This window comes from Paenibacillus sp. S02, assembly GCF_019454065.1.
Lineage (GTDB): Bacteria > Bacillota > Bacilli > Paenibacillales > Paenibacillaceae > Paenibacillus > Paenibacillus polymyxa_B.
Genome location: NZ_CP073682.1, coordinates 2,051,867 through 2,072,047, shown reverse-complemented (window position 1 = coordinate 2,072,047; position 20,181 = coordinate 2,051,867). Strand labels below are relative to the sequence as shown.

The 20,181-nt window shown below is 46.9% G+C and carries 20 protein-coding genes; 6 read left to right on the top strand and 14 right to left on the bottom strand.

Features of this window, described 5'->3' with window-relative positions; translation table 11 throughout:
- Window positions 1-15: 15 nt before the first annotated feature.
- Window positions 16-621 (bottom strand): DedA family protein, encoded by a 606-nt coding sequence (locus KAI36_RS09215; protein WP_023988042.1) that lies wholly within the window; start codon window positions 619-621, stop codon window positions 16-18.
- 140 nt (window positions 622-761) lie between these two features.
- Between KAI36_RS09215 and KAI36_RS09210 the strand changes: the two genes are divergently transcribed.
- Window positions 762-1,868, top strand: a complete 1,107-nt coding sequence (locus KAI36_RS09210) for a YkvI family membrane protein (protein ID WP_220027561.1) — start codon at window positions 762-764, stop codon at window positions 1,866-1,868.
- Here KAI36_RS09210 and KAI36_RS09205 read toward each other — a convergent pair.
- Window positions 1,865-2,989 carry a glycosyltransferase family 4 protein gene (locus tag KAI36_RS09205; protein WP_023988040.1) on the bottom strand — a complete coding sequence of 375 codons (1,125 nt, stop codon included), beginning with the start codon at window positions 2,987-2,989 and terminating at the stop codon, window positions 1,865-1,867. The two genes, KAI36_RS09210 and KAI36_RS09205, sit on opposite strands and share 4 nt — an antisense overlap.
- A gap of 206 nt (window positions 2,990-3,195) precedes the next feature.
- Here KAI36_RS09205 and KAI36_RS09200 point away from each other — a divergent pair, with 206 nt between their 5' ends.
- Window positions 3,196-4,377, top strand: a complete 1,182-nt coding sequence (locus KAI36_RS09200) for a GGDEF domain-containing protein (protein ID WP_220028080.1) — start codon at window positions 3,196-3,198, stop codon at window positions 4,375-4,377.
- Window positions 4,378-4,502: 125 nt separating this feature from the next.
- On the opposite strand, the gene KAI36_RS09195 is transcribed toward KAI36_RS09200, so the two are convergent.
- Entirely contained in the window at window positions 4,503-5,285 is a 783-nt protein-coding gene (locus tag KAI36_RS09195) for a pseudouridine synthase (protein WP_220027560.1), read from the bottom strand.
- On the bottom strand, window positions 5,282-6,946 hold the full coding sequence (locus tag KAI36_RS09190) for an RsmB/NOP family class I SAM-dependent RNA methyltransferase (RefSeq protein WP_220028079.1): 1,665 nt from the start codon (window positions 6,944-6,946) through the stop codon (window positions 5,282-5,284). The genes KAI36_RS09195 and KAI36_RS09190 overlap by 4 nt, the downstream gene beginning before the upstream one ends.
- A gap of 163 nt (window positions 6,947-7,109) precedes the next feature.
- On the opposite strand from KAI36_RS09190, the gene KAI36_RS09185 reads away from it, so the two are divergent.
- Window positions 7,110-7,637: a thioredoxin family protein gene (locus tag KAI36_RS09185; RefSeq protein ID WP_013309735.1), complete on the top strand. Its 528-nt coding sequence runs from the start codon at window positions 7,110-7,112 to the stop codon at window positions 7,635-7,637.
- Between the two features lie 84 nt (window positions 7,638-7,721).
- On the opposite strand, the gene KAI36_RS09180 is transcribed toward KAI36_RS09185, so the two are convergent.
- From KAI36_RS09180 to KAI36_RS09170, 3 genes are read right to left on the bottom strand one after another with little or no spacing between them, the layout of a single operon-like run.
- Window positions 7,722-8,291: a DUF309 domain-containing protein gene (locus KAI36_RS09180; RefSeq protein ID WP_220027559.1), complete on the bottom strand. Its 570-nt coding sequence runs from the start codon at window positions 8,289-8,291 to the stop codon at window positions 7,722-7,724.
- Window positions 8,292-9,104: a GTP diphosphokinase gene (gene yjbM, locus KAI36_RS09175; protein WP_023988035.1), complete on the bottom strand. Its 813-nt coding sequence runs from the start codon at window positions 9,102-9,104 to the stop codon at window positions 8,292-8,294.
- 34 nt (window positions 9,105-9,138) lie between these two features.
- The gene (locus tag KAI36_RS09170) at window positions 9,139-10,233 is read right to left on the bottom strand and encodes a quinone-dependent dihydroorotate dehydrogenase (protein WP_220027558.1); all 1,095 of its coding nucleotides are present in this window, start codon (window positions 10,231-10,233) and stop codon (window positions 9,139-9,141) included.
- Between the two features lie 218 nt (window positions 10,234-10,451).
- On the opposite strand from KAI36_RS09170, the gene KAI36_RS09165 reads away from it, so the two are divergent.
- On the top strand, window positions 10,452-10,598 hold the full coding sequence (locus KAI36_RS09165) for a hypothetical protein (protein ID WP_023988033.1): 147 nt from the start codon (window positions 10,452-10,454) through the stop codon (window positions 10,596-10,598).
- A 27-nt stretch (window positions 10,599-10,625) separates the two neighbouring features.
- On the opposite strand, the gene KAI36_RS09160 is transcribed toward KAI36_RS09165, so the two are convergent.
- Window positions 10,626-12,050, bottom strand: a complete 1,425-nt coding sequence (locus KAI36_RS09160) for a L,D-transpeptidase (RefSeq protein ID WP_220027557.1) — start codon at window positions 12,048-12,050, stop codon at window positions 10,626-10,628.
- Window positions 12,051-12,154: 104 nt separating this feature from the next.
- On the opposite strand from KAI36_RS09160, the gene KAI36_RS09155 reads away from it, so the two are divergent.
- Entirely contained in the window at window positions 12,155-12,322 is a 168-nt protein-coding gene (locus KAI36_RS09155; protein WP_220027556.1) for a hypothetical protein, read from the top strand.
- On the opposite strand, the gene KAI36_RS09150 is transcribed toward KAI36_RS09155, so the two are convergent.
- Both KAI36_RS09150 and KAI36_RS09145 read right to left on the bottom strand, forming a co-directional pair.
- Window positions 12,319-12,561: a ferredoxin gene (locus tag KAI36_RS09150; RefSeq protein ID WP_023988031.1), complete on the bottom strand. Its 243-nt coding sequence runs from the start codon at window positions 12,559-12,561 to the stop codon at window positions 12,319-12,321. The genes KAI36_RS09155 and KAI36_RS09150 overlap by 4 nt on opposite strands.
- Before the next feature lie 161 nt (window positions 12,562-12,722).
- Window positions 12,723-14,003: a DNA polymerase IV gene (locus KAI36_RS09145; protein ID WP_023988030.1), complete on the bottom strand. Its 1,281-nt coding sequence runs from the start codon at window positions 14,001-14,003 to the stop codon at window positions 12,723-12,725.
- A 292-nt stretch (window positions 14,004-14,295) separates the two neighbouring features.
- On the opposite strand from KAI36_RS09145, the gene cimA reads away from it, so the two are divergent.
- Entirely contained in the window at window positions 14,296-15,912 is a 1,617-nt protein-coding gene (cimA, locus tag KAI36_RS09140) for a citramalate synthase (RefSeq protein WP_220027555.1), read from the top strand.
- A 38-nt stretch (window positions 15,913-15,950) separates the two neighbouring features.
- Here the strand turns inward: cimA and KAI36_RS09135 are convergent, their stop codons facing one another.
- The 4 genes from KAI36_RS09135 to KAI36_RS09120 all read right to left on the bottom strand — a co-directional run bounded on the left by KAI36_RS09135 (window position 15,951) and on the right by KAI36_RS09120 (window position 20,034).
- Window positions 15,951-16,595 (bottom strand): TlpA family protein disulfide reductase, encoded by a 645-nt coding sequence (locus KAI36_RS09135; RefSeq protein ID WP_220027554.1) that lies wholly within the window; start codon window positions 16,593-16,595, stop codon window positions 15,951-15,953.
- A 170-nt stretch (window positions 16,596-16,765) separates the two neighbouring features.
- Window positions 16,766-17,503: an exonuclease domain-containing protein gene (locus tag KAI36_RS09130; protein WP_023988027.1), complete on the bottom strand. Its 738-nt coding sequence runs from the start codon at window positions 17,501-17,503 to the stop codon at window positions 16,766-16,768.
- The gene (locus tag KAI36_RS09125) at window positions 17,500-18,582 is read right to left on the bottom strand and encodes a DUF294 nucleotidyltransferase-like domain-containing protein (protein WP_220027553.1); all 1,083 of its coding nucleotides are present in this window, start codon (window positions 18,580-18,582) and stop codon (window positions 17,500-17,502) included. The genes KAI36_RS09130 and KAI36_RS09125 overlap by 4 nt, the downstream gene beginning before the upstream one ends.
- Window positions 18,583-18,630: 48 nt before the next feature.
- The gene (locus KAI36_RS09120; RefSeq protein ID WP_220027552.1) at window positions 18,631-20,034 is read right to left on the bottom strand and encodes an ammonium transporter; all 1,404 of its coding nucleotides are present in this window, start codon (window positions 20,032-20,034) and stop codon (window positions 18,631-18,633) included.
- Window positions 20,035-20,181 lie beyond the last annotated feature (147 nt).

Here is a 20,181-nt window from a genome sequence, read left to right as displayed (position 1 = left end):
CTGCTTTCCATGCGGTCATGTGACATTTTTTTTACGCTTGTTCCAGAACCATGCGGTGATTCCTCCCACAACGATTAAAAGAATAACGACCAGCCCTATCCGATGCGTCACCTTCTCCATTAGCTTCGCCACCTGCTCCCAATGCATGCCCACCGCATGTCCAATCCCCAAAAATGTACCACACCACAGCAAAGCTCCTGCTGACGCATAACTGATATAGCGAAAAACGCCTAGACGGGTTGTACCTGCCAGATATGAGGATACATGTCTCAAGCCGGGGACAAAATATCCGAACAGGATTCCCCAGGTACCATAGCGCCCAAACCAATTTTCAGAAGAGGCAATTCTAGAAGGCGTAAGCCTCACCCATTTTCCGTATCGATGCAAAAGTGGTTTGCCCAGCAGACGCCCCAGTGTGTAGCTAAGCATCATACCCGTCATACTACCGAAAAATGTGACTGCCAGTGCAGCAATGAAGTTGTAGTGCCCTTGAGACACGAGCCCGCCGAAGGCGATCATTAGCACTTCGTCGGGTATCGGCATACCCGCTACTCCAAGTGCAAGCAAGCCGAACATTGCCAAATATCCGTATTCCAGTATCCATGCAAGGATTTGACCCATAAATTACGCTCCCGTCAAGCTATTCATTAATTCACTTTAATTATTTTCAGTCTCATCCAGTCATGTCCTATTTCAGTTGAACATAGTTTGTATTATATGCTCGCTGCAGCGTTATTCAAGCAGGCAAGGAGGGACTGGGGATGAAACGTAATATTCATGTTTTTCAGATTGCTTTTACATACATCGGTACAATCGTCGGTGCCGGATTTGCTACCGGACAAGAAATTCTGCAATTTTTTACGCAGTACGGTCGTTGGGCTACACTCACTATTATGCTATCCACAATCATATTTGTATGGTTGGGTACGAAAATGATGCTGATCGCTCATGATATTTCAGCCAAATCCTACGAGGACCTGAACAAACATCTTTTTGGCGCCAATGCCGGGAAATGGATTAGCTGGTTCACACTCATCGTGCTGATTGGCGTAAACAGCGTCATGCTGGCAGGAGCCGGCTCTGTTTTTGTAGAGCACCTTCACCTGCATTACCAAACCGGACTGCTTATTACACTGATTGGAACTTATTTGCTGCTAAGTAAAGGCATTAAAGCCATCTTGCACATGAACACTGTGGTTGTCCCTTTGATGATCATTATGTCTCTTCTGCTCGTTCACAGCACGCTCTCCATGCCCAATCCTCAGAGTTTTATTACGAATACGACAGATCACAGTACATTTCGAACCTTGCTCTCTCCACTGCTGTACACGTCCTTCAACCTAACTATGGCCCAAGCCGTGCTTGTACCACTTGGCAGCCAAACCTTTTCCCGAAGAACCATCCGCTGGGGCGGAGTTTTGGGAGGAATTGGTGTCGGATTTATGCTGATGGCTGCGCACTTTGCCATGTCAGCACATATGCCGGGTATTCAGCAATTTGAAATCCCTATGGGAAGCATTGCTTACCGTCTGGGTGCCTTAGTCGAAATCATATACATTCTACTCATTTTCATGGAAATCTTCAGTACCTTTGTAGCCGACATTTATGGAGTCAGTCTGCAAATTCGTCAGCATGTCCAAATTTCGCCCAAGCTTATCACACTATTCATTATGCTCACCTGTTTTTTAATCAGTCAGTTCGGCTTCAGTTCACTGTTATCTGTCCTTTATCCTATTTTCGGAATGCTCAGTCTGATGTGGGTTAGTAAACTGATCATAGCAGGACGCGGGAGACCTTTCCGTTCCTCACGTCCTCGCTCCAGCTTTCGGCATTCCGATTCCAAACCAGGTGATACTCGTCATGGTTAATGTGGAAATTTCAAATACATTTTCTTCAACTCGTTAACCGCCCGACTTAAAGAATAGCTTGATTTAGCCTTATCGCAGGCAGATCTAGCCAACTCGTAACGATAGGCAGGGTCAGCAATGACCTTCTCTAAAGCGTCTGCCAGTGCCCTCGGATTGTCGGGTGGCACGAGCAGGCCATTTACCCCATCCTCAATCTGCTCCGGTATTCCTCCCACTTCTGTACCTACCAATGCCAGACAACTCAACGCTGCTTCCGCAAATACCGAACCAAAGGCCTCCGCCCGAGAAGGCAAAACAAATACGTCAAAGAAAGGCATAAACTCTTCTGGATGAAGGGTATATCCATAAAAAATCGTCTCATGGTATATATCGAGCTGTCGTGCCATCTCTTCCAGCTCAGGGCGAACCGGACCGTCTCCAATAATATGAAGCACAAATTCCAGATTTCTTTTTTTTAGTTCAGCACAGGCCCGCAATAAAATATCCAGTCCTTTCGCCGGAACAAGGCGGCAAACGGTTATGAGCTGTGTTACTTCATTTTCGTGTGGAATGGGCTTGAAGCGCTTCTCATCATATCCGTTCGGAATGACTGCAATGTCTTGCGGATTCTGAACGTAAGGAGTTAAGTAATGCTGAAAAGAATGAGATACCGCTATCAAGCGATCCGCCTTCTGCTCCATTTCCCCATACAGTGACACCAAGAATTGGTGTTCAGGCCCGTTCTCCTCTATTTTCCCGTTTAGAATTAACTCCTTCTCATAGGAAGAGTGAATCGTCTGTACGAGCGGAATGTCAGGAAAAACAGTTTTCATGGCGATTCCGGCAATAGGATGATGGGCATGAATGAGGTCATAGGGCTTCTGAATACGAAGCCGTGTCCACCACAAATAGTCACGGTACGTCTGAATATATTTTTGGACAATTGGATATTGTTCATATCTCGTCCAGTCAAAGGTATCAAAAGTTACTTCGTCCCTACCCTTGTTGCGAATCCGTTTAGGGATTGAAAATAGCTCCATTTCCCAACGGGGGGATGTAAATCGCTCTTGCAGATATGGAATCATGGATGAAACGCCTCCCGGTTGCTCGGGTGGGAAAAAGAGAGCCTGTAGCAATTTCATGACGTGCTTCCCCTTTCAAGCATTAAACTGCCCGGATCACAGATTGTATGTATAGGTTTCCGGATTTTCTGAAAGATGATATATTGAGAATAAATGTTAGTCACAAAAGAAAATTATAACATTTTAAATGGGATAAATCCTGTCTATTGTATCGGAACGATATCATCCGTTCAATAGATTGACTATTTTTGCAAATGGAGTCGGTGATGTTGACGTTGTTGTCCTTATCGGGAACCTTGGGTTTCCCATCTCTGGCCGGGGCCGTAAGTGCAGCCTGCGGTTTGTATATTATACTCATGATGGCACTGATGTGCGTGATCATATATAGCAGACAACGAAAAAAAGCCTATATCCTTTTTTCGGTTGCCGCTATTATTATTATGACATATGAAGCCATGAATCTCTATTCAGCAGGCGGAGGCAAGATGCAACTCCAAGGAATCGTGTGGAAAAATGCGCTGGAGGCGTCTGCCTTCGTGCTCATCAATGCCGCCGTATTTCAACTCTACCGGAAGCTGAAACGTGTGCAGACATGGACTTTGCTGCTGCTGGGTGCGTTATTGATATTGCCGGTTATTGCTTGGACTGCAGGTTTGTTGCCCGCTTGGATCAGCGCAGCGAAACTCGTTGGGTTCACTCTGTTTTATCGAGTACTGGTACTTATACTGAGCCTTGTGTTCATAACCCCACGAATCGGGCAGCCAAAGAAGTATGTATCGGGCTTATTCATGTATTTGCTCTGGCTCGGCTATTTGTGGTTGCGAAATGACATCCCTGAAGAAGCAGGCAGTTCAAACGCAGTCCTATATATGTCATTTTTACCATTGCTGTACTACACTACGTTGTTCATCATCCTGTTTGAACGGATTGTGGAGCTGCTCCAAAGGATTTACCGTTCTTCCATCACCGATGGCCTGACAGGGCTATATAACCGTAAATATTTTTCGGGACGACTACGGCGATATATGGATCAAGGAATCCGCGTTTCGGTCATTTTTTGCGATATTGACAATTTCAAAAAGCTGAATGATACACAGGGCCATGCTCGTGCGGATGAAGTACTCAAACAGGTCGCACAGATTATGGAGGATGAACTGGATGAAATCGGACTGACTGGACGATACGGTGGCGAGGAACTGGTCGCAATGGTTGTGGATCGACGTGCCAAGGTTGGACATGTCGCAGAACGTATCCGCGAGCGGGTCGCGGAAGAAAGCATTGTCACGATCAGTGTCGGATACAGTATAGTGAAGAAGGAAATGAACCCGGATGAACTGGTCAAGCAGGCCGATCAAGCAATGTACATATCCAAAACGACAGGTAAAAACAAGGTTACAGCTTATAAAGCAGCCGAAGTGAAAAAAAGCCGGGCAGCACGCGCACAATAATTCGTAAACTGCGATTCAGTGTTGAACGTTAAGTTTGAATAATTCTCTGTCTGGTTGTCTATATCATAAAATGACGCACAGGAATCTCATAAGAGCCTGTGCGTTATTTATATTTAATCTGCCTATCAAACTTCTGACGTCGCAGATGCTATATCCCGGCCGATCCATGCCAGTTCTTCACTAGTCAGCTCTCGATAGCTGCCCATTGGAAGCTGTTCATCCAGCTTCAATGGCCCCATGGCCGTTCTTTTCAAATAGGTCACCTTTTTACCAACCGCCTCGAACATACGCTTCACTTGATGAAACTTACCCTCATGGATTACAAGCGAAATATAGGAAATGACTTCTCCATCTGCCTGGTACGGATGTTCGTGACGAAGAATGGTCAACTGCGCGGGAAGGGTAACATACCCATCATCCAGTTCCACTCCTGCTGTAAATTGATGAATATCCTCCTCCGTGACATGACCCGACACGGTAGCCTCATACGTTTTAGGGACATGCCGCCGTGGAGAAAGTAGTTCGTGCGCTAGCTTACCGTCGTTGGTCAACAACAATAGTCCTTCTGTATCTTTATCTAAGCGTCCTACTGGAAAGGGCTCAAAATGTCGTTCTTCCGCACTCAGCAAATCCAGCACCGTCCGCTCCCTTGTATCTTCAGTTGCAGATATGACGCCCGGTGGCTTGTGCAGCATGATGTATATATACTCCCGAAAAACAACACGTTCCCCGTTCACTTCAATCTGATCCTGGTAGGGATGAACCTGTAAGCCGCTATCCTTGGTGGTTCTCCCGTTTACCGTGATCATCCCTTGCTTCACCTGTCTCTTGATATCACTACGGGAGCCATATCCCATATGGGTTAAAACTTTGTCCAAACGTTGCGTTTGTCTCCCTTTTCCACTCATACCGATGTCCACCTCCAGCCTGTAGGGTATTCATTTTTGAGCATGCCGTCCTGCCATTTGCCCCACCCAGCCGAATAACCATCAATGCACACGAGAGTATAGCCTTTGGGCTGGACTTCGTTCCGCAGTGCCATTCTCTCAACGGGGATGGACAAGGTCTCACCTTTTAAATACCGGATGGCCTCAGCATCTGAACTGGAGAGATTGATGCTTCTAACCGCCTCTGAAGGGCGTAATGCCACCGCCAGCGGGTGTGAAGGCACAAAGCGACCATTCTTGTCGGTACCCATAAACCAGTCTGGTCGCACCACCTTAAGGCCATCCAAACGATGTGATGCCAGTGGCGACTGATAAATGCGATCTCCGTAAACCACCGTATAGCCTGTTAAGCACACCTCCAGCTGCTCCTTCACAAATTGGTGATAGGACTCCAGCACATCCTGTGGGGAGCATGCAGCGGATTTTACATTCTCTTTGCCAGAACGAGACTTATTGCCACCCAAGCCGCGCGCGGACTTTCCTTTACCGGACTTCCCGTCCATTCCTTTACCACTTCGTTTAGGCTCACCAGTCGCATGTCTTCCTTGACCGCTTGGCGTCAGCGCTTCCTTGACGGACAAAAACTGCTTCTTCCGTGGATACGCTGCATCTATGTTCAACACCCTGTCATTCTTGTCCTCAAATGGAGTCAAATCCTCTGATTCAGTGTGATCTTCCGTCCCAGTGATACGACCACCCTGGTGTTGCAACACAGCGATAAAATGGCCTTCTCCCTCTACGAGATGCGGCCAAAGGCGTGCTGTTCCCCGCAGTTCGGGGTGTGCTGCCGCGACCTCTTCACTCATCCATTCCGGGTGGCCCGGTGCAAAGCCTGCTTCCGATGGAACAGGGACTACGTCAAAATCGGGATGAGCCCCCAGAAATTCTGCGATCATTCCTTCATTTTCTTCTGGCGCAAAGGTGCAGGTCGAATAGACAATTCTCCCTCCTGCGCTCAGCATTGAGGCCGCTACACGCAAAATGTCCCGTTGCATGACTACACATTTATCCACCGAATGCGTTTCCCATTGTTTTGCCATATCCTCATCCTTGCGGAACATACCTTCTCCCGAGCAAGGTGCGTCAATTAGTATCTTGTCAAAAAAATGTGGAAAGGCAGCGGCGATTCGATCCGGGCTTTCATTCAGTACCACGGCATTACGCACACCGTACAATTCCACATTTTTAGCCAACGCTTTGGTTCGGTCCGTGCTAATATCATTTGTCACCAATACGCCGCTTCCTTGTAGTTTGGCAGCTATTTGGGTCGATTTCCCGCCCGGTGCAGCACACAAGTCCAATACAGCTTCGTCCTCAGCTACATTGAGCAGCTCAACTGGAGACATTGCACTCGGTTCCTGTACATAGTACAACCCCGCATGGTAGTAAGGATGTAATCCCGGCTTTGTACCGTGCGGAATGTAAAAACCCGTGGCACACCACGGAATCGGCCGCAGTTCGAACGGAGAACGTTCCTTAAAGTCCTCCATCGGAATTTTTAACGTATTGACGCGAATCCCGGCATGGGGCGTGTGGTCATAGGCGGTCATAAATGCTTCAAATTCATCGCCGAGCAATTGCTCCATGCGCTTTACAAATGCTGTGGGGAGCTGTACACCCATAATCGTAATCATCCTGTCCTTTTAAAATAAATTTTATTGTACCATATTCAACCTGTTATCCTGCAATATCGGTGTGATTTACAAACTTTCACTACAAGCTGTAATGTTGTATAATAATGAGATTCATAGCTACATATTTTGAATTTTGATAGGAGAGATTGCATTGAACGCACAAAAATCCAACAAAAAAAAGCTTATACCTGTCATCGGCTTTTTTGTTGTGCTGGTCATTTTGCTTGGAGTGCTGCTCGCTTTAAATTCAGGCACTAAAAACAAGCTGTATGGCGTTTCCACAGCCTCGTTAAATCCTGCTACTCAAGAGCTGCTGAATGACCCGAACTATCAGCAAATTATTAAGCCGGAAGATCTACAGAGCAAAATTGACAAAAAGGAAAACTTCTTCGTCTATCATTTCGCGTCCGACTGTGTGCATTGCCGCGCCACTACTCCCAAGCTCTTGCCTTTGAGCAAGCAGGAGAACATTACGATGCACGAATTTAACCTGCGTGAGTATGAGGATGGCTGGGACAAGTATAAGATTGAGTATACCCCTACGCTCATTTATTACGAAAAAGGCGTGGAAAAGGAACGTATGGTAGGCGGGTTGAAGGAAAGTCCTTCGGACAATGGGTACACACTCGACGATTTCAAAGCCTTCTTTGAGAAATATAAAAAGAACGTAACCTCCTAGTCAAACGTTCACACACCTGAAACGATAAAGCAGCCCGATCCCCATGAAACGGATCGGGCTGCTTGCTTATCATGTGCTTCAAACTCAAGGCGCATCCTTCGTTTCCGCCGAGACAGAGCCTAAGCCTTCAGCGGCCTGTCTTCGCCTAATTGAAGCTTCCAGCGCCTGCTGACGCTGCTCATGCTTTTCCCCACGCCGAGGACCTCTCTGCTGCGGGATGTTAACTGGAATGGACGACGATGCCTTCTCCACGGCCCGGCGCAGCCCAGGCTCGACGATTTCAATCGTCAAATCCCGATAAACCGGCGGTTGATGCTGGAGCTCTTCCGTACCGATCATAACAGCTTCAGCAAGCTGACGGGCGCAAACGCGCGCCTCGTCCACCAGCTTCGCCATATTAATGCCCAGCGCCTGGGAAGGAGCATGCTCCAGCCGGTGGACCGCACTATTCAGCATCATATGTCCACCACGATAGTTACCATTTCGAAAATGATACAGTCCTACAGCAACTTGCAGCAAACCTTTATATACAGGGTCACGGTCCAGCTTAAGCCACAGCTCTTCCAGTACCTCATGACATTCAAAGTAATCCCGATCCCGATTGAAGTATACCAAATAAGTCACGTATAGCGGTTCGTAGGAAAGGTTTGCCATTTAATATTCATCCCTGTCTTCTTCCTTGGTAGAGGCTTCTAGCATCTCTTTAACCTCATCGTGAAGCAGCTTGATTCCTTCCATGTCGTGCCGTTCCCACAGTTCATTAAATCTGCGCTGCGCATCAATCGTTTCACTGATCTTATGGTAGAAATACAGCCGGTGCATACCTGTTAGCACTTTAGATACGATATTGGCTTCATCCTCAAACTTTTTCTGCGCTTCCAATATTTCAAGACGCATAGAAGACATCTCATTATCCAATACAAAGGCTGCCTCAGCTGCCTTTTTCAATCGTGTGCGCATATTATCAGGCAAGCTTTCACGATACTTATAGCTAAGAGAATGCTCTATGGTTGCCCAAAAATTCATAGCCAAAGTACGGATTTGAATCTCTGCCAGCACGATTTTCAGCCCCACTGCTGTCTGAACCGGATACTCCACAATCATATGAAAGCTGCGATAGCCGCTGTCTTTATAATTGGTGATATAGTCCTTTTCATACAGTACGGTCAAATCCTTACGTCTTCTGATATATTCGGCCACCCGCCGAATATCCTCTACAAATTGACACATAATGCGAATACCTGCAATATCCTCGATTCCCGTCTCCAGCTGATCAGAAGGAACCTGTAATCTCTTCGCCTTATCGAGGATGCTTGATATTTTTTTAACCCGTCCGGTTACGAATTCGATAGGAGCGTATTCCTCGCGCTTTTTCAGCTCCGCACGCATTGTTTTGAACTTGACCTTAAGCTCTTCCACCGCCTGATCGTATGGCAGTAAAAATGTTCCCCAGTCTCTTCCGTCCATCCCCGTACCTCCTGTCTCTTCCGACAACACTTTTTTATCTGTGATCTGCACCAACAGCCTCGTTAATGTGTCTAAAGCCGTCCTTTCGAAGCAGCTCACGCAGGCCAGCATGTATAGCCCTATTCACTTCCGGCCCTTCGTAGATCAATGCTGTATAAATTTCAATCAGGCTTGCGCCTGCTTTAATTTTGTCATAGGCATCACGACTCGTGAAGATGCCGCCTGATCCGATAATAGGCAGCTTCCCTTTCGTCTGGCGGTACACCCGTCCGATGACCTCTGTGGAACGGTCACGCAGCGGCTTACCACTCAGCCCTCCTGTTTCACTCGCATTTCGGTGCGTCAGACCAGCTCTGGATATTGTTGTATTGGTCGCAATAATGCCATCTACTCCACTGGCAGCAATCGCGTCTGTCATATATTCCAATTCCTCATCCGATACATCCGGCGCAATTTTAACCAGTACAGACTTGGCATTGCCATACTTTTTCGCCTGGACTCCCATCTCTGCCCGAACCGCTTCCAATAGCGACTTCAGTTCATGACCATGCTGGAGCTTTCGTAAATCCGGCGTATTCGGCGAGCTAATATTCACTACAAAGAAGTCCGCATACGGATACAGTGCGGAAATACACTTTTCATAGTCCTTATGAGCATCCTCATTGGGCGTGATTTTATTTTTACCGATATTAACTGCGACCGGAACAGGTCGATGTTTGAGTGCAGCCAGACGTTTGGCCATGCTCTCAGCACCTAGATTGTTAAAGCCCATCCGATTGACTAACGCCTCATCGGGAGGTAGTCGGAACAAACGGGGCCGATCATTGCCGGGCTGTCCCACAGGTGTCACCGTTCCCACTTCCATAAATCCAAACCCGATAGAAGAAAAACCAGTAACCGCTTCTGCATTTTTATCCAGTCCTGCAGCCAGTCCAATCGGGTTGGGAAAATGAATGCCAAACAGATCAACGGCAAGATCCTCCGTTTCCTTGACTCCGTACATCCCTCGCAGTGTCGCTGCTCCACCAGGAAGTGAGCCCGCATGTTTTAAACCGTCAATCACTACATGATGGGCCGTCTCTGGACTCATTTTAAAAAAAACAGGTTTCGCAATCCTTCGATACAACACGATTCATCCACTCCGTTCTATGCCCTTGCACAATCCTAAAAAAACATCTCTACAAAATAGTTTAGCTTTTTCCATACCAAAAAGAAAGTAATTTGCGAGGTGCAGTATCAGAACAATTCAGTTGTCATGGAGATGTCATTGAAAATGTATAATCAAACCATTTACAATGGACATAGTAAGACAAGACCTTAGCCCGTTAGAAAAGAGGGATTGCTGATATGAAGACCAAGCGCAAGCCGCCCAGTCTGCAAAAGAAAAAGGATGAGGTGAACAAGAAAGCGATTGTATGGACCGCCGTCAGCTTTGTTCTCCTCATCATTGTTATTATTCTGGTCATTGTTTTAGCACAAGCAGGAAATCGTTAAACACCAAGTAGCAATAGCATCAAAACGTTAATTTAGCCAGTGATAGGTTTTGCGGGGATTTGTCTGGTCATGCTGCGGCTCACTTGTAAATCGAGAACCAGGCACAATCACTTGATCAGGCAATCCCCCGTTACCAATGACCACCTCCGTACCCGAAGGTACGAGTGCAAACAATTCCTCCACATCCTCTTTACCCATTCGGACGCAACCCAACGACTCATTTTTGCCAATGCTGTCCGGCTCGTTCGTGCCATGAATGGCATAATTCGTTGCAGACAGTTGCATTCCACGACTACCAAACTCACCGTTGGATTTACCGTTCGGATTTACTACTTTATCGGTAATCACAAATTTCCCTTCTGGTGTTCTTTCTCCACCCAAACCGATAGGATAATTTCGAATAAGTACATTGCCACTTACCAGAGCGAGCCTGTGCTTGGATTTGTCCACCACAATTCGCAGCGGTTGCCCTAGAAAAGGTCGTCCGTGCAATGACGATGCCAGTAATGGACTGCTTTCGGCCGACGAGTCAGCGTCTAAATCTACTGCCTTCCCTGTTCCCTGTCCAGGTGAAGCAAGTAAATTACGCAAAGGTGTAAAAGCCTTCTTCATCCCGTCTGTCGTACCGTACATCGTGTTAGCGGGAAAGTCTCGAGTCAGTTCATCAAGACTCTGGGGAAGACGTTGATGCTGTGAGCGAAAAGCACGCATCGAGCTATTCAACACAGCTAATTCCTCCTGTCCAGCAGCCCATTTTAGACCTGCTTTGCGAAGATTTTCACTGTCTGACGGCTTGCAAGCACACGCAGTGGCGTCGTAAGACTGAACAGCTAATCCGCCGTTTCCTTTGTTCTGTACACTAAGTAATGGCTTCATGCCCTCTCTCCAGAGCAGCCACGAGCCCCCTTGCTCCATGCCCAACACCGTAGTCTTGGACGGCAATCGGCTAGTCTTAGCCAACATATCAGTAAGCCCCGTTCCAGCTCCACTCCCTTTTCGAGCTTGAGCCGTAAACACACCACCAACCACACCGATCTGGGCCATCTCCTTCGGATCAGCAGTGGCCACTTTCGTAACTTCAATATTATCAATTGCTGCCTGCTCAGTTCCGGATGGAACAGATGTATTTTCATTTGAAGGTCTCGGTGAATTGGCTGAAGGAACCCATATGAGCAGTAGTACCATTAACGCAGTTAACAGGTGACGTGTTCGAGCCGTCCTTCGCTCCTTCTCCTTGGACATCTGAACCAGTTTATCCTGATATTCCATCCATACGTCTGCCGGAATCTGTTTATGCTCGAAGGCTTCGAACACTTCTCCTGCGCGATTGAAGCAATAATTTGCCTTCCCCTCCTGACCGCTGCTCTCATACTCTTTGCCGAGTAAATACCAGGCCATTTTATTATCAGGGTGTTTTTTTACATACGATTTAAGATGAGGCGAATGGTTCATCGGATCCTCCTGATCGTGTAATCTTGCATACTTCCTATTATGTATATCGGTAAAAATAGACTCGATGGACAGCACATAAAAAAAACGTCTATAGATGGACTTTCATGGAAGCCAGACCGCGTTTGGCAGAAGTTTTTCTTGCGATTATAGAATGGCTCAGCTCCGCTGAACCATTCTATAATCTAAAAAAAACAGCACCGACAGCTTACTTTCACCGTTATACGGCGAAGGGAGCTGTCGGTGCTGTGCCTATCAAAGAAGCTTATGCTTAACCTTCTTTATTGAACGGCTCGTCTGCTACTTTAATGGAATCTGTAGGACAACCGTCACAAGCATCCTGCATATCATCAAACAAATCATCCGAGATTGCCTTGATGCCTTGGTTTGCATCCCCTTCAAAGATCACTTCAGCCAAACCTTCATCATCATAATCATAAATGTCAGGTGCTGTAGCGCCACAGGCTCCGCAAGCAATGCATGTATCTTTTTCTACCCAAGTGTATTTAGCCATAACTTTTCTCTTCCTCCTATACAATCAAACAAACCAGCTTTTACATTCTATTCACATATTAATACAAACCCAATATTATTACAAATTATTTTCCTTTATCCTTCGTGTAAAAAATGCTTATAACGTAAGCTTCTGATGCTTGCAATAATCTATCCAAAAGCTCACTCCGGAGTTGGTAGATTGTCTTTTTGCAGCGAAGTTCCGCGCAGCTTGGAGTTGCGAAGAAGTACCGAGGGATCATCTCCCAGCATCCCAGCGGTCAAAATTGCATTTTCACCAAACTTGTCGCGCAGCGCATCCATCGTCTTCAATAAGCTTTCTTTCTTAGGCTGATCCTGGTATTCAAATAGATCCATTTGAACGGCCGCTTCCTCCTTTGGAATGAGCTGCTGTAACGTAATCCCCAGTAAGCGCACAGGCTTATCTTCTCCCCAATGGCGACGATACAACGCACAAGCTTCCTTATATATGTCCTCTGCACTTTCCGTAGGAGTGCTCCTGACTTGAGAACGCGTAAAGGTCTTCATATCCGGCGTCCGAATCGTCAATTGTATACCTCCTGCCAGCATACCGTGTCGTCGAAGCCGCCGAGCCACCTGATCACTAATGTTAAGAAGTACCCGTTGGGCTTCTTCCAGCTTTACCACATCCATAGGCAGGGTAGTCGTGTGACCAATGGACTTGTTTGGCTCCCGCTCAGTGCTGACTGGTGAATGGTTAATTCCGTTAGCGGCCAATTTTAACCACGAACCCGTCACACCAAATACGCCAACCAGCATATGCTCATCGGCCTTAGCCAGTTGCCCAATGGTACGAATATTCATTTGTAGAAGCTTATCTGCCGTTTTGCGGCCCACACCAAACAATTGACCACAAGGAAGGTTCCACAAAATATTGGGTACATCACGCAAACGTAGAATAGATATCCCGCGTGGTTTTTTCAGATCAGAAGCCATTTTGGCCAGCAACTTGTTAGGAGCAACTCCAATTGAACAGGGCAGACCCAACTCGTCTTCTACTCTGCGCTGGATTTCCTCAGCAATTTCCATAGGTGTTCCAAACTGTTTGGAGCCAGAAATATCCAGATAGCACTCATCAATTGAAGTCGCTTCCAGCATAGGCGTATACGAATATGCAATGCTCATAAATGCTTTGGAATAACGACGATACAAGTGAAAATCAGGCTGTATTACAATGAGCTGTGGACAGATCCGGCGAGCCTGCTGAACGACCATCCCTGTTGAAATGCCCAATCGTCGGGCTTCATAAGAGCAGGTTACAATTACACCTTTGCGCAGCTCACTACTGCCTGCCACCGCGGTAGGCAGTCCCTTATATTTCTCCGGCTCCTCCGCTGCATGAACGGAACAATAAAATGCATTCATATCCACATGCAGAATAACTCGCCCACCAGCCGGATAATAAGCACTGACATCTTTCATGCTCAACCCTTCTTTTTAACTGTAAATTCACCCGTCATCGCGGGAATATGTGTTTTGATTTTATACTTGAGGCACTTTTAAATGCTATTTCTATTTTACATAAAAATAATGGTTTTGCGGCTAAAAATGATAATTATATATTACAATTGAAGTCATAAGTTGATATAATCGACTAACATACGAACACGACAAACTAACGCTTTCCTGTTTTTAAGCGTTAAACAACTAAATTAATATACTTAAAAAAGCAGAGCATCACCAATCTGAGCAATCCGCAAAGGAGGAGTCCCTCATGTCCACCGCTATTTCTATCTTTGACACAACGCTGCGAGACGGCACTCAAGGAGAAGGAATTAGCTTGTCTGCTGATGACAAATTGAAAATCGCCAAAAAACTCGATGATCTCGGTGTTCATTATATTGAAGGCGGGATTCCCGGAAGCAACAGCAAGGATATCGAATTTTTCAAACGGGTACAAGAGCTGGGCCTTCAGGCAAAGATTGTCGCCTTCGGCAGCACGCGACGCAAAGATAGCATCGCAGCACAGGATGTCAATCTGCAACGAATTCTGGAATCCGGCGCTCAGGCTGCTACACTTGTGGGTAAATCATGGGATTTTCATGTACACACCGCCTTACAGACGACACTGGAGGAAAATCTGTCTATGATTTACGACTCCATCGCCTTTTTAAAGCAAGGGGGCATGGAGGTTATTTTTGATGCCGAACATTTTTTCGACGGATATAAAAACAATCCCGAGTATGCAATGGCCGTAATGAAAAAAGCTGAGGAAGCAGGCGCGGATTGGCTCGTGATGTGCGATACAAACGGCGGTACCCTACCGCATGAGATTCAGGAAATTGTCACCATGCTGCAAAGCCAGATAACGAGGTCACAGTTGGGTATTCATACACACAATGACTGCGAATTGGCAGTAGCGAACTCTCTAAGTGCTGTACAAGCAGGCGCAAGGCAGGTCCAGGGTACCATCAACGGCTACGGTGAACGGTGTGGTAACGCTAACCTATGCTCCGTCATTCCTAATTTGCAGCTCAAGCTGGGCTACGACTGTCTAGATATTGAAAAGTTAAATCAACTCCACAATACAGCCCGCTTTGTGAGCGAAGTCGCCAACGTCAATATGCCTGTGAACCAGCCTTATGTTGGCAATGCAGCTTTTGCCCATAAGGGGGGCATCCACGTGTCAGCCATTCTACGCGACTCGCGAACTTATGAGCACATCGCTCCTGAACTCGTGGGGAACAAGCAGCGGGTTTTGGTCTCCGAACTGGCCGGGCAAAGCAACGTGGTATCCAAAGCGCAAGAGCTGGGCATCACCCTTGACCCGTCCAGTAATGAGGCACGTGGCGTAATTAGCCGCATCAAGGAACTGGAGCATCAGGGATACCAGTTTGAAGGTGCAGATGCTTCGCTGGAACTGCTCATTCGTGAAGCAGGTGGTGAAGTGAAGGAAATGTTCTCTTTTGAGTCCTTTAAAGTGCTGGTAGAGAAAACAGCCGGCCGCCCGGTCGTATCCGAGGCATTCTTGAAACTGAATGTCGCAGGGACGAGTGTCTATACCGCAGCTGAAGGCAACGGTCCTGTCAACGCGCTCGATAACGCACTCCGCAAGGCTCTTTCTCAATATTTCCCTGCCTTGCGGGACATGCATTTGGCTGACTACAAGGTACGTGTGCTTGACGAAAAGGATGCCACCGCCGCCAAGGTACGTGTGCTCATTGAGTCTAAAAATTACGAGGACGTCTGGAGTAACGTAGGTGTATCCGAAAATGTAATTGAAGCCAGCTGGGAAGCTCTCTTGGACAGTTTCCGTTACGCATTGTTGGAAGCACCAACTCCAAAAAACGATCAGGCAGAGCTTACTCATCATGGATTAGTTAATCACTAATCAGGTGCTCGCATGAGCTATAAGGTGCCTTTGGCTGTCTACTCGGCTCCCAAAGACACCTTCTTTTTTTGAAGAGTTTCTATTTTGCGGTCCAACTCCTGCTCATCGAGCATACCAATTATGATTTCGCGGACCTGTCCATGATGATCAACCAGTACATGGGTCGGAAAAGCCACCCCTCCAAATCGTTCAAACAATGCTCCTTGCTCATCAAGTAAAATGGGAAATTGGAGATCCAAAGAGCGGGAAAACTTCTGTACATCCTCCAATCGATCATAGCGAGTTACATTGATACCATAAACATCCACATCATCTTTGTACTTACTATACAACTCATTCAGCATAGGCGCTTCTAATCGGCACGGGTCGCACCACGAAGCCCAAAAGCTAATAACCAAAGCTTTATTGCGCGTGGCCCCTACATCGTAGGACTTGCCATTTAACCCCTTTAAAATCATAGAAGGAAGCCGTTGCCCAGGCTTTATCTTTTTCATTACCTCTACCGCTTGTGTTTTAGCTTCTACCTCTTTCTCAGCTTCAAGTCTTTCTCTACCATATTCCTCTTTTAATGGTACATTTTTTATGGACAGGCTTGCTGCATAAGTTGTGTTTGCAATAAATCCACATGAAGCCCCAACCACAACCAGCATAACCATCGCTCTGATGAAAAGAAATCTTTTCACGTCTTATCACCTGTCTTTCATCTAAATGACCCTTACCTTCTCCATAGGATGCCCATACTGTTCCCACCTCTAACCTTCTAAATCTGAACAGGACGCAAAAAAACAGCAAACCCACGAAATCGCGAACTTGCTGTTTTTATGTGTATATAAATGCTATGCCCTGTACTGAATCAGGCATGACTTAAATGCGCATAGACATCTGCCAAATTGGTCACGTTACGCTTCAGCATTTCCTGAACATACGCAACCCACAGCTTAGCAGTCATTTTCGCATCCTCTAACGCATGGTGCCGCCCTTCAATCGGAATGGATTGGTAGGCCAACAATTCATCCAAACTGTAGGTTTGATGTTGCTGTGGCTCGAGCCATTTGGCAAGCATCATCGTATCCAGAACACGATGAGTCAATTGGACTTTAGATGTTTTCCATAATGCAGCATTCAAAAAGGCCTTATCATGAGCGCTAGCATGTGCTACAAGTACTCGCCCACCTACAAAGGACATAAAGTCGTGCAGTCCATTCATAAGTGGTGGAGCTTGATCCGTCATTTCCCGGGTAATCCCAGTTAGCTCGGTAATGTGCTCAGGAATCACAGTCCGTGGATTAACAAGCGTATAAAACTGCTCTTTTTCCATAATCATGTCCCCGACAACCCGAATCGCCCCGAACGATAAAATCTCATCTCCATGCTGTGCTGAAAATCCCGTTGTCTCCAGATCAAAAACTACCGTCTCCAAACGATCCAGCGGGGTCCGCAATACTTCAGAGCGCCGTTGCTCCCGGGTCAAGGAGCGAATAAACGCCATCTGCTGAGCCGTAGGAGCCCCCATTACAGACGCGATCGCAGACGGCACTCCTCCTCTGCGGAGAGCGCTCCAGAAGCCACTTCCCTGCGCTGGTTCCTTCATGACCTTCTCCCTTCCATAAATCGCAACTGCCTTTGCAACGCACGATGCAGCCGTCGTACCGTCGAAAGCGCCTCGCGCAACTCATGCCAGCCTTTACTTTGTTTCAGCGGCTTTACAGCCAGGTAGCCATTGCTGACCAGCAATCCATCATTCTCCTTCACTGGCGTAGCCATTCGTAGCTGAAGCGCAATCCGAAAGGCTCGCTCGCAAGCATCGAGTAAAGGCAACGGTGCCGCTTCCAGAGATGCGAGACGACTGAGCCTTTTGAAGGTGGAGGTTTCCTCTACACCATGTTGCAACGCCAAAAAACGGACTGCGTTCACCAGCGGAATGTACAACCCGTATTTCACATCAAAATCGCCCGCATGCTCACCGAAGCGCTCGGTAACGATCTGACCTAAAATATTAAGTGTCGCTTTATGCCTCACTGTGTTCCTAAGTACCGCCGAGGGTAAATCAGGATGTTTTCGGAACAACTCATAAAAACTTCGTTTCCAGTTTGCAGATAGTCGCTCATCTCCAGCGATATGCCTCATATCAGACGAGATAATCAGATAACGGATCGGCTCCCAAGCAAAATCATCCGACCATTTCGTTAGCTGTTTTTGCCATCCAGACAATGTTTGACGCCACAACGGCTCCGAGCACATTACTTTCCCCTCACATTTGGGATATCCCAAATACTCTAACATCGCAGACACTCTGCGACCAAACTCTCTAAAATACAATTCTTTGTCAGCAGAAATTGTGTCACTGATAATCATACCGTTATCCTGGTCACTCCACAGCGTCGATTCCGAGCGCCCCATGCTTCCGAAGGCTATAAATGCGTAAGGGACGGGAGGAGGGCCGAAGCCATCCTCAACCATCCCTTTTTCGCACATTTGTACAGCTCTGGCCGCGATGCGGTCATGCATTTCATTCGCCGTTCGTAACCAGTCTGATAACGGAGCGGAGGCTTGGGAAGCCAGCAGCCATTTTTGAGAGTCGACCCTGGCCTGCCTTAGCGATTCAGGTGTATCTGCATGATCAATCGCTTCGGCGGAACTCACCCAAGGGGCCATATTTTGCAGTTCCATACTTCCATCTCCTCCGCTCATCCATACTGGTTCTTTATATTTTACATATTAGTTCACAATTCCAGAACGCTTTTCAGCCTCGGCAACCAACTTCATTTGCTCAGGATAGCCGTACGTACCGTGTTCACTGATATCCAGTCCCATCGTTTCTTCCTCTTCCGTAACGCGAATACCCATAATTGCTTTCATCGCACCCAAAATAATGAAGGAAATGACGAACACGAAAGCCAAGGTGCCAATCAGTCCAAGCAGCTGTACTCCTAATTGTGTAAATCCACCACCATAGAACAGACCCGCTTGACCTACACCTGTTATTTTTACAAGCTCAGGAGTAGCGAAGAACCCTGTGGACACTGCGCCCCACATCCCTGCAACACCATGCACGGAGAAAGCATATACCGGGTCATCTACTCTTGCACGCTCGAACCATTGCGCTGTGAAGAAAGTGACGATCCCTGCAACTGCACCAATGACCAGTGCCGCCCAAGGTGCTACAAAGGCACAAGAACCAGTAATGGCAACCAAAGCCGCCAGCACACCGTTTAGCATAGCAGGAATATCTGCCTTTCCGTATACCATCCAGGATACGAGCAAAGCGAAAACTCCACCTGCCGCGGCAGCAATATTGGTAGTCAAGGCCACATATCCAAAGAATCCGTCGTTCATTGCCGATACAGCACTACCTGGGTTAAATCCAAACCAACCAAACCAGAGAATAATAACACCCAAGATAGAGTACACCTGATTATGACCAGGGATAATGTTCGGCTTGCCATCTTTATTGAACTTGCCCAGACGCGGTTTGAGCAGCAGTGTAGCGACAAGTGCCGCCGTAGCGCCTGTCAAATGGACTACCGTCGAACCGGCATAATCCTGCATTCCCAACTTACCAAGCCATCCGCCGCCCCACACCCAGTGAGCTACAACCGGATAGATTACGATGGAGAATAAAATACCGAAGATAATGTATACACTTAATTTTGCACGCTCTGCCATCCCCCCGCATGCGATAGAAAGTGATACCGCAGCGAAAGCAAAGTGGAACAAAAACATAATTGTAATCGGAACATCCAAACCTGAAAGAGCATCAAACGATACTGCAGCATCCGTACCACTCATGAAGAAACCCGTCAGTCCCATAAATCCGTTGCCGTCATCATTACCAAAGCCGAATCCAAATCCAAGTGCCCAGAAGGACAAAGCCGCAACACCCGTGGTGAGAATCGTTTTACCAGCGACATGGCCCGCATTCTTCATTCGTGTCGAGCCTGCCTCCAGCAATGCAAATCCCGCTTGCATAAAAAATACAAGTATAAATGCCAAGAACGTAAAGGCCGTGTTTAGCCCAGCTTGAAGTTGAATATTTGTCGGACCGTCAGCAGCAAACGCACCTACCGGAAAAGCTAATACTGTCAGCATGGCCAATAATACAACTAACCACTTTTTTCTCATGAAGCCCACTCCCTCGAATGTTAAGTTTCTTTACATTTCGTGAAATTCTTATTGTCATTATAATCAGAATACATGAAAGTTGACAAGATTTTTTTTATTATGTTAAAAAAACGTGGTCCCAAACACTCCATGTCACATTTACTAACC

What these genes read in the sequence shown, in the direction of transcription:
- KAI36_RS09215 (WP_023988042.1), bottom strand. Translation starts at nt 621, where the DNA reads ATGGGTCAAATCCTTGCATGGATACTGGAATACGGATATTTGGCAATG.
- KAI36_RS09210 (WP_220027561.1), top strand. Translation starts at nt 762, where the DNA reads ATGAAACGTAATATTCATGTTTTTCAGATTGCTTTTACATACATCGGT.
- KAI36_RS09205 (WP_023988040.1), bottom strand. Translation starts at nt 2,989, where the DNA reads ATGAAATTGCTACAGGCTCTCTTTTTCCCACCCGAGCAACCGGGAGGC.
- KAI36_RS09200 (WP_220028080.1), top strand. Translation starts at nt 3,196, where the DNA reads ATGTTGACGTTGTTGTCCTTATCGGGAACCTTGGGTTTCCCATCTCTG.
- KAI36_RS09195 (WP_220027560.1), bottom strand. Translation starts at nt 5,285, where the DNA reads ATGAGTGGAAAAGGGAGACAAACGCAACGTTTGGACAAAGTTTTAACC.
- KAI36_RS09190 (WP_220028079.1), bottom strand. Translation starts at nt 6,946, where the DNA reads ATGGGTGTACAGCTCCCCACAGCATTTGTAAAGCGCATGGAGCAATTG.
- KAI36_RS09180 (WP_220027559.1), bottom strand. Translation starts at nt 8,291, where the DNA reads ATGGCAAACCTTTCCTACGAACCGCTATACGTGACTTATTTGGTATAC.
- yjbM (WP_023988035.1), bottom strand. Translation starts at nt 9,104, where the DNA reads ATGGACGGAAGAGACTGGGGAACATTTTTACTGCCATACGATCAGGCG.
- KAI36_RS09165 (WP_023988033.1), top strand. Translation starts at nt 10,452, where the DNA reads ATGAAGACCAAGCGCAAGCCGCCCAGTCTGCAAAAGAAAAAGGATGAG.
- KAI36_RS09160 (WP_220027557.1), bottom strand. Translation starts at nt 12,050, where the DNA reads ATGAACCATTCGCCTCATCTTAAATCGTATGTAAAAAAACACCCTGAT.
- KAI36_RS09155 (WP_220027556.1), top strand. Translation starts at nt 12,155, where the DNA reads ATGGAAGCCAGACCGCGTTTGGCAGAAGTTTTTCTTGCGATTATAGAA.
- KAI36_RS09150 (WP_023988031.1), bottom strand. Translation starts at nt 12,561, where the DNA reads ATGGCTAAATACACTTGGGTAGAAAAAGATACATGCATTGCTTGCGGA.
- KAI36_RS09145 (WP_023988030.1), bottom strand. Translation starts at nt 14,003, where the DNA reads ATGAAAGATGTCAGTGCTTATTATCCGGCTGGTGGGCGAGTTATTCTG.
- cimA (WP_220027555.1), top strand. Translation starts at nt 14,296, where the DNA reads ATGTCCACCGCTATTTCTATCTTTGACACAACGCTGCGAGACGGCACT.
- KAI36_RS09130 (WP_023988027.1), bottom strand. Translation starts at nt 17,503, where the DNA reads ATGAAGGAACCAGCGCAGGGAAGTGGCTTCTGGAGCGCTCTCCGCAGA.
- KAI36_RS09125 (WP_220027553.1), bottom strand. Translation starts at nt 18,582, where the DNA reads ATGGAACTGCAAAATATGGCCCCTTGGGTGAGTTCCGCCGAAGCGATT.
- KAI36_RS09120 (WP_220027552.1), bottom strand. Translation starts at nt 20,034, where the DNA reads ATGAGAAAAAAGTGGTTAGTTGTATTATTGGCCATGCTGACAGTATTA.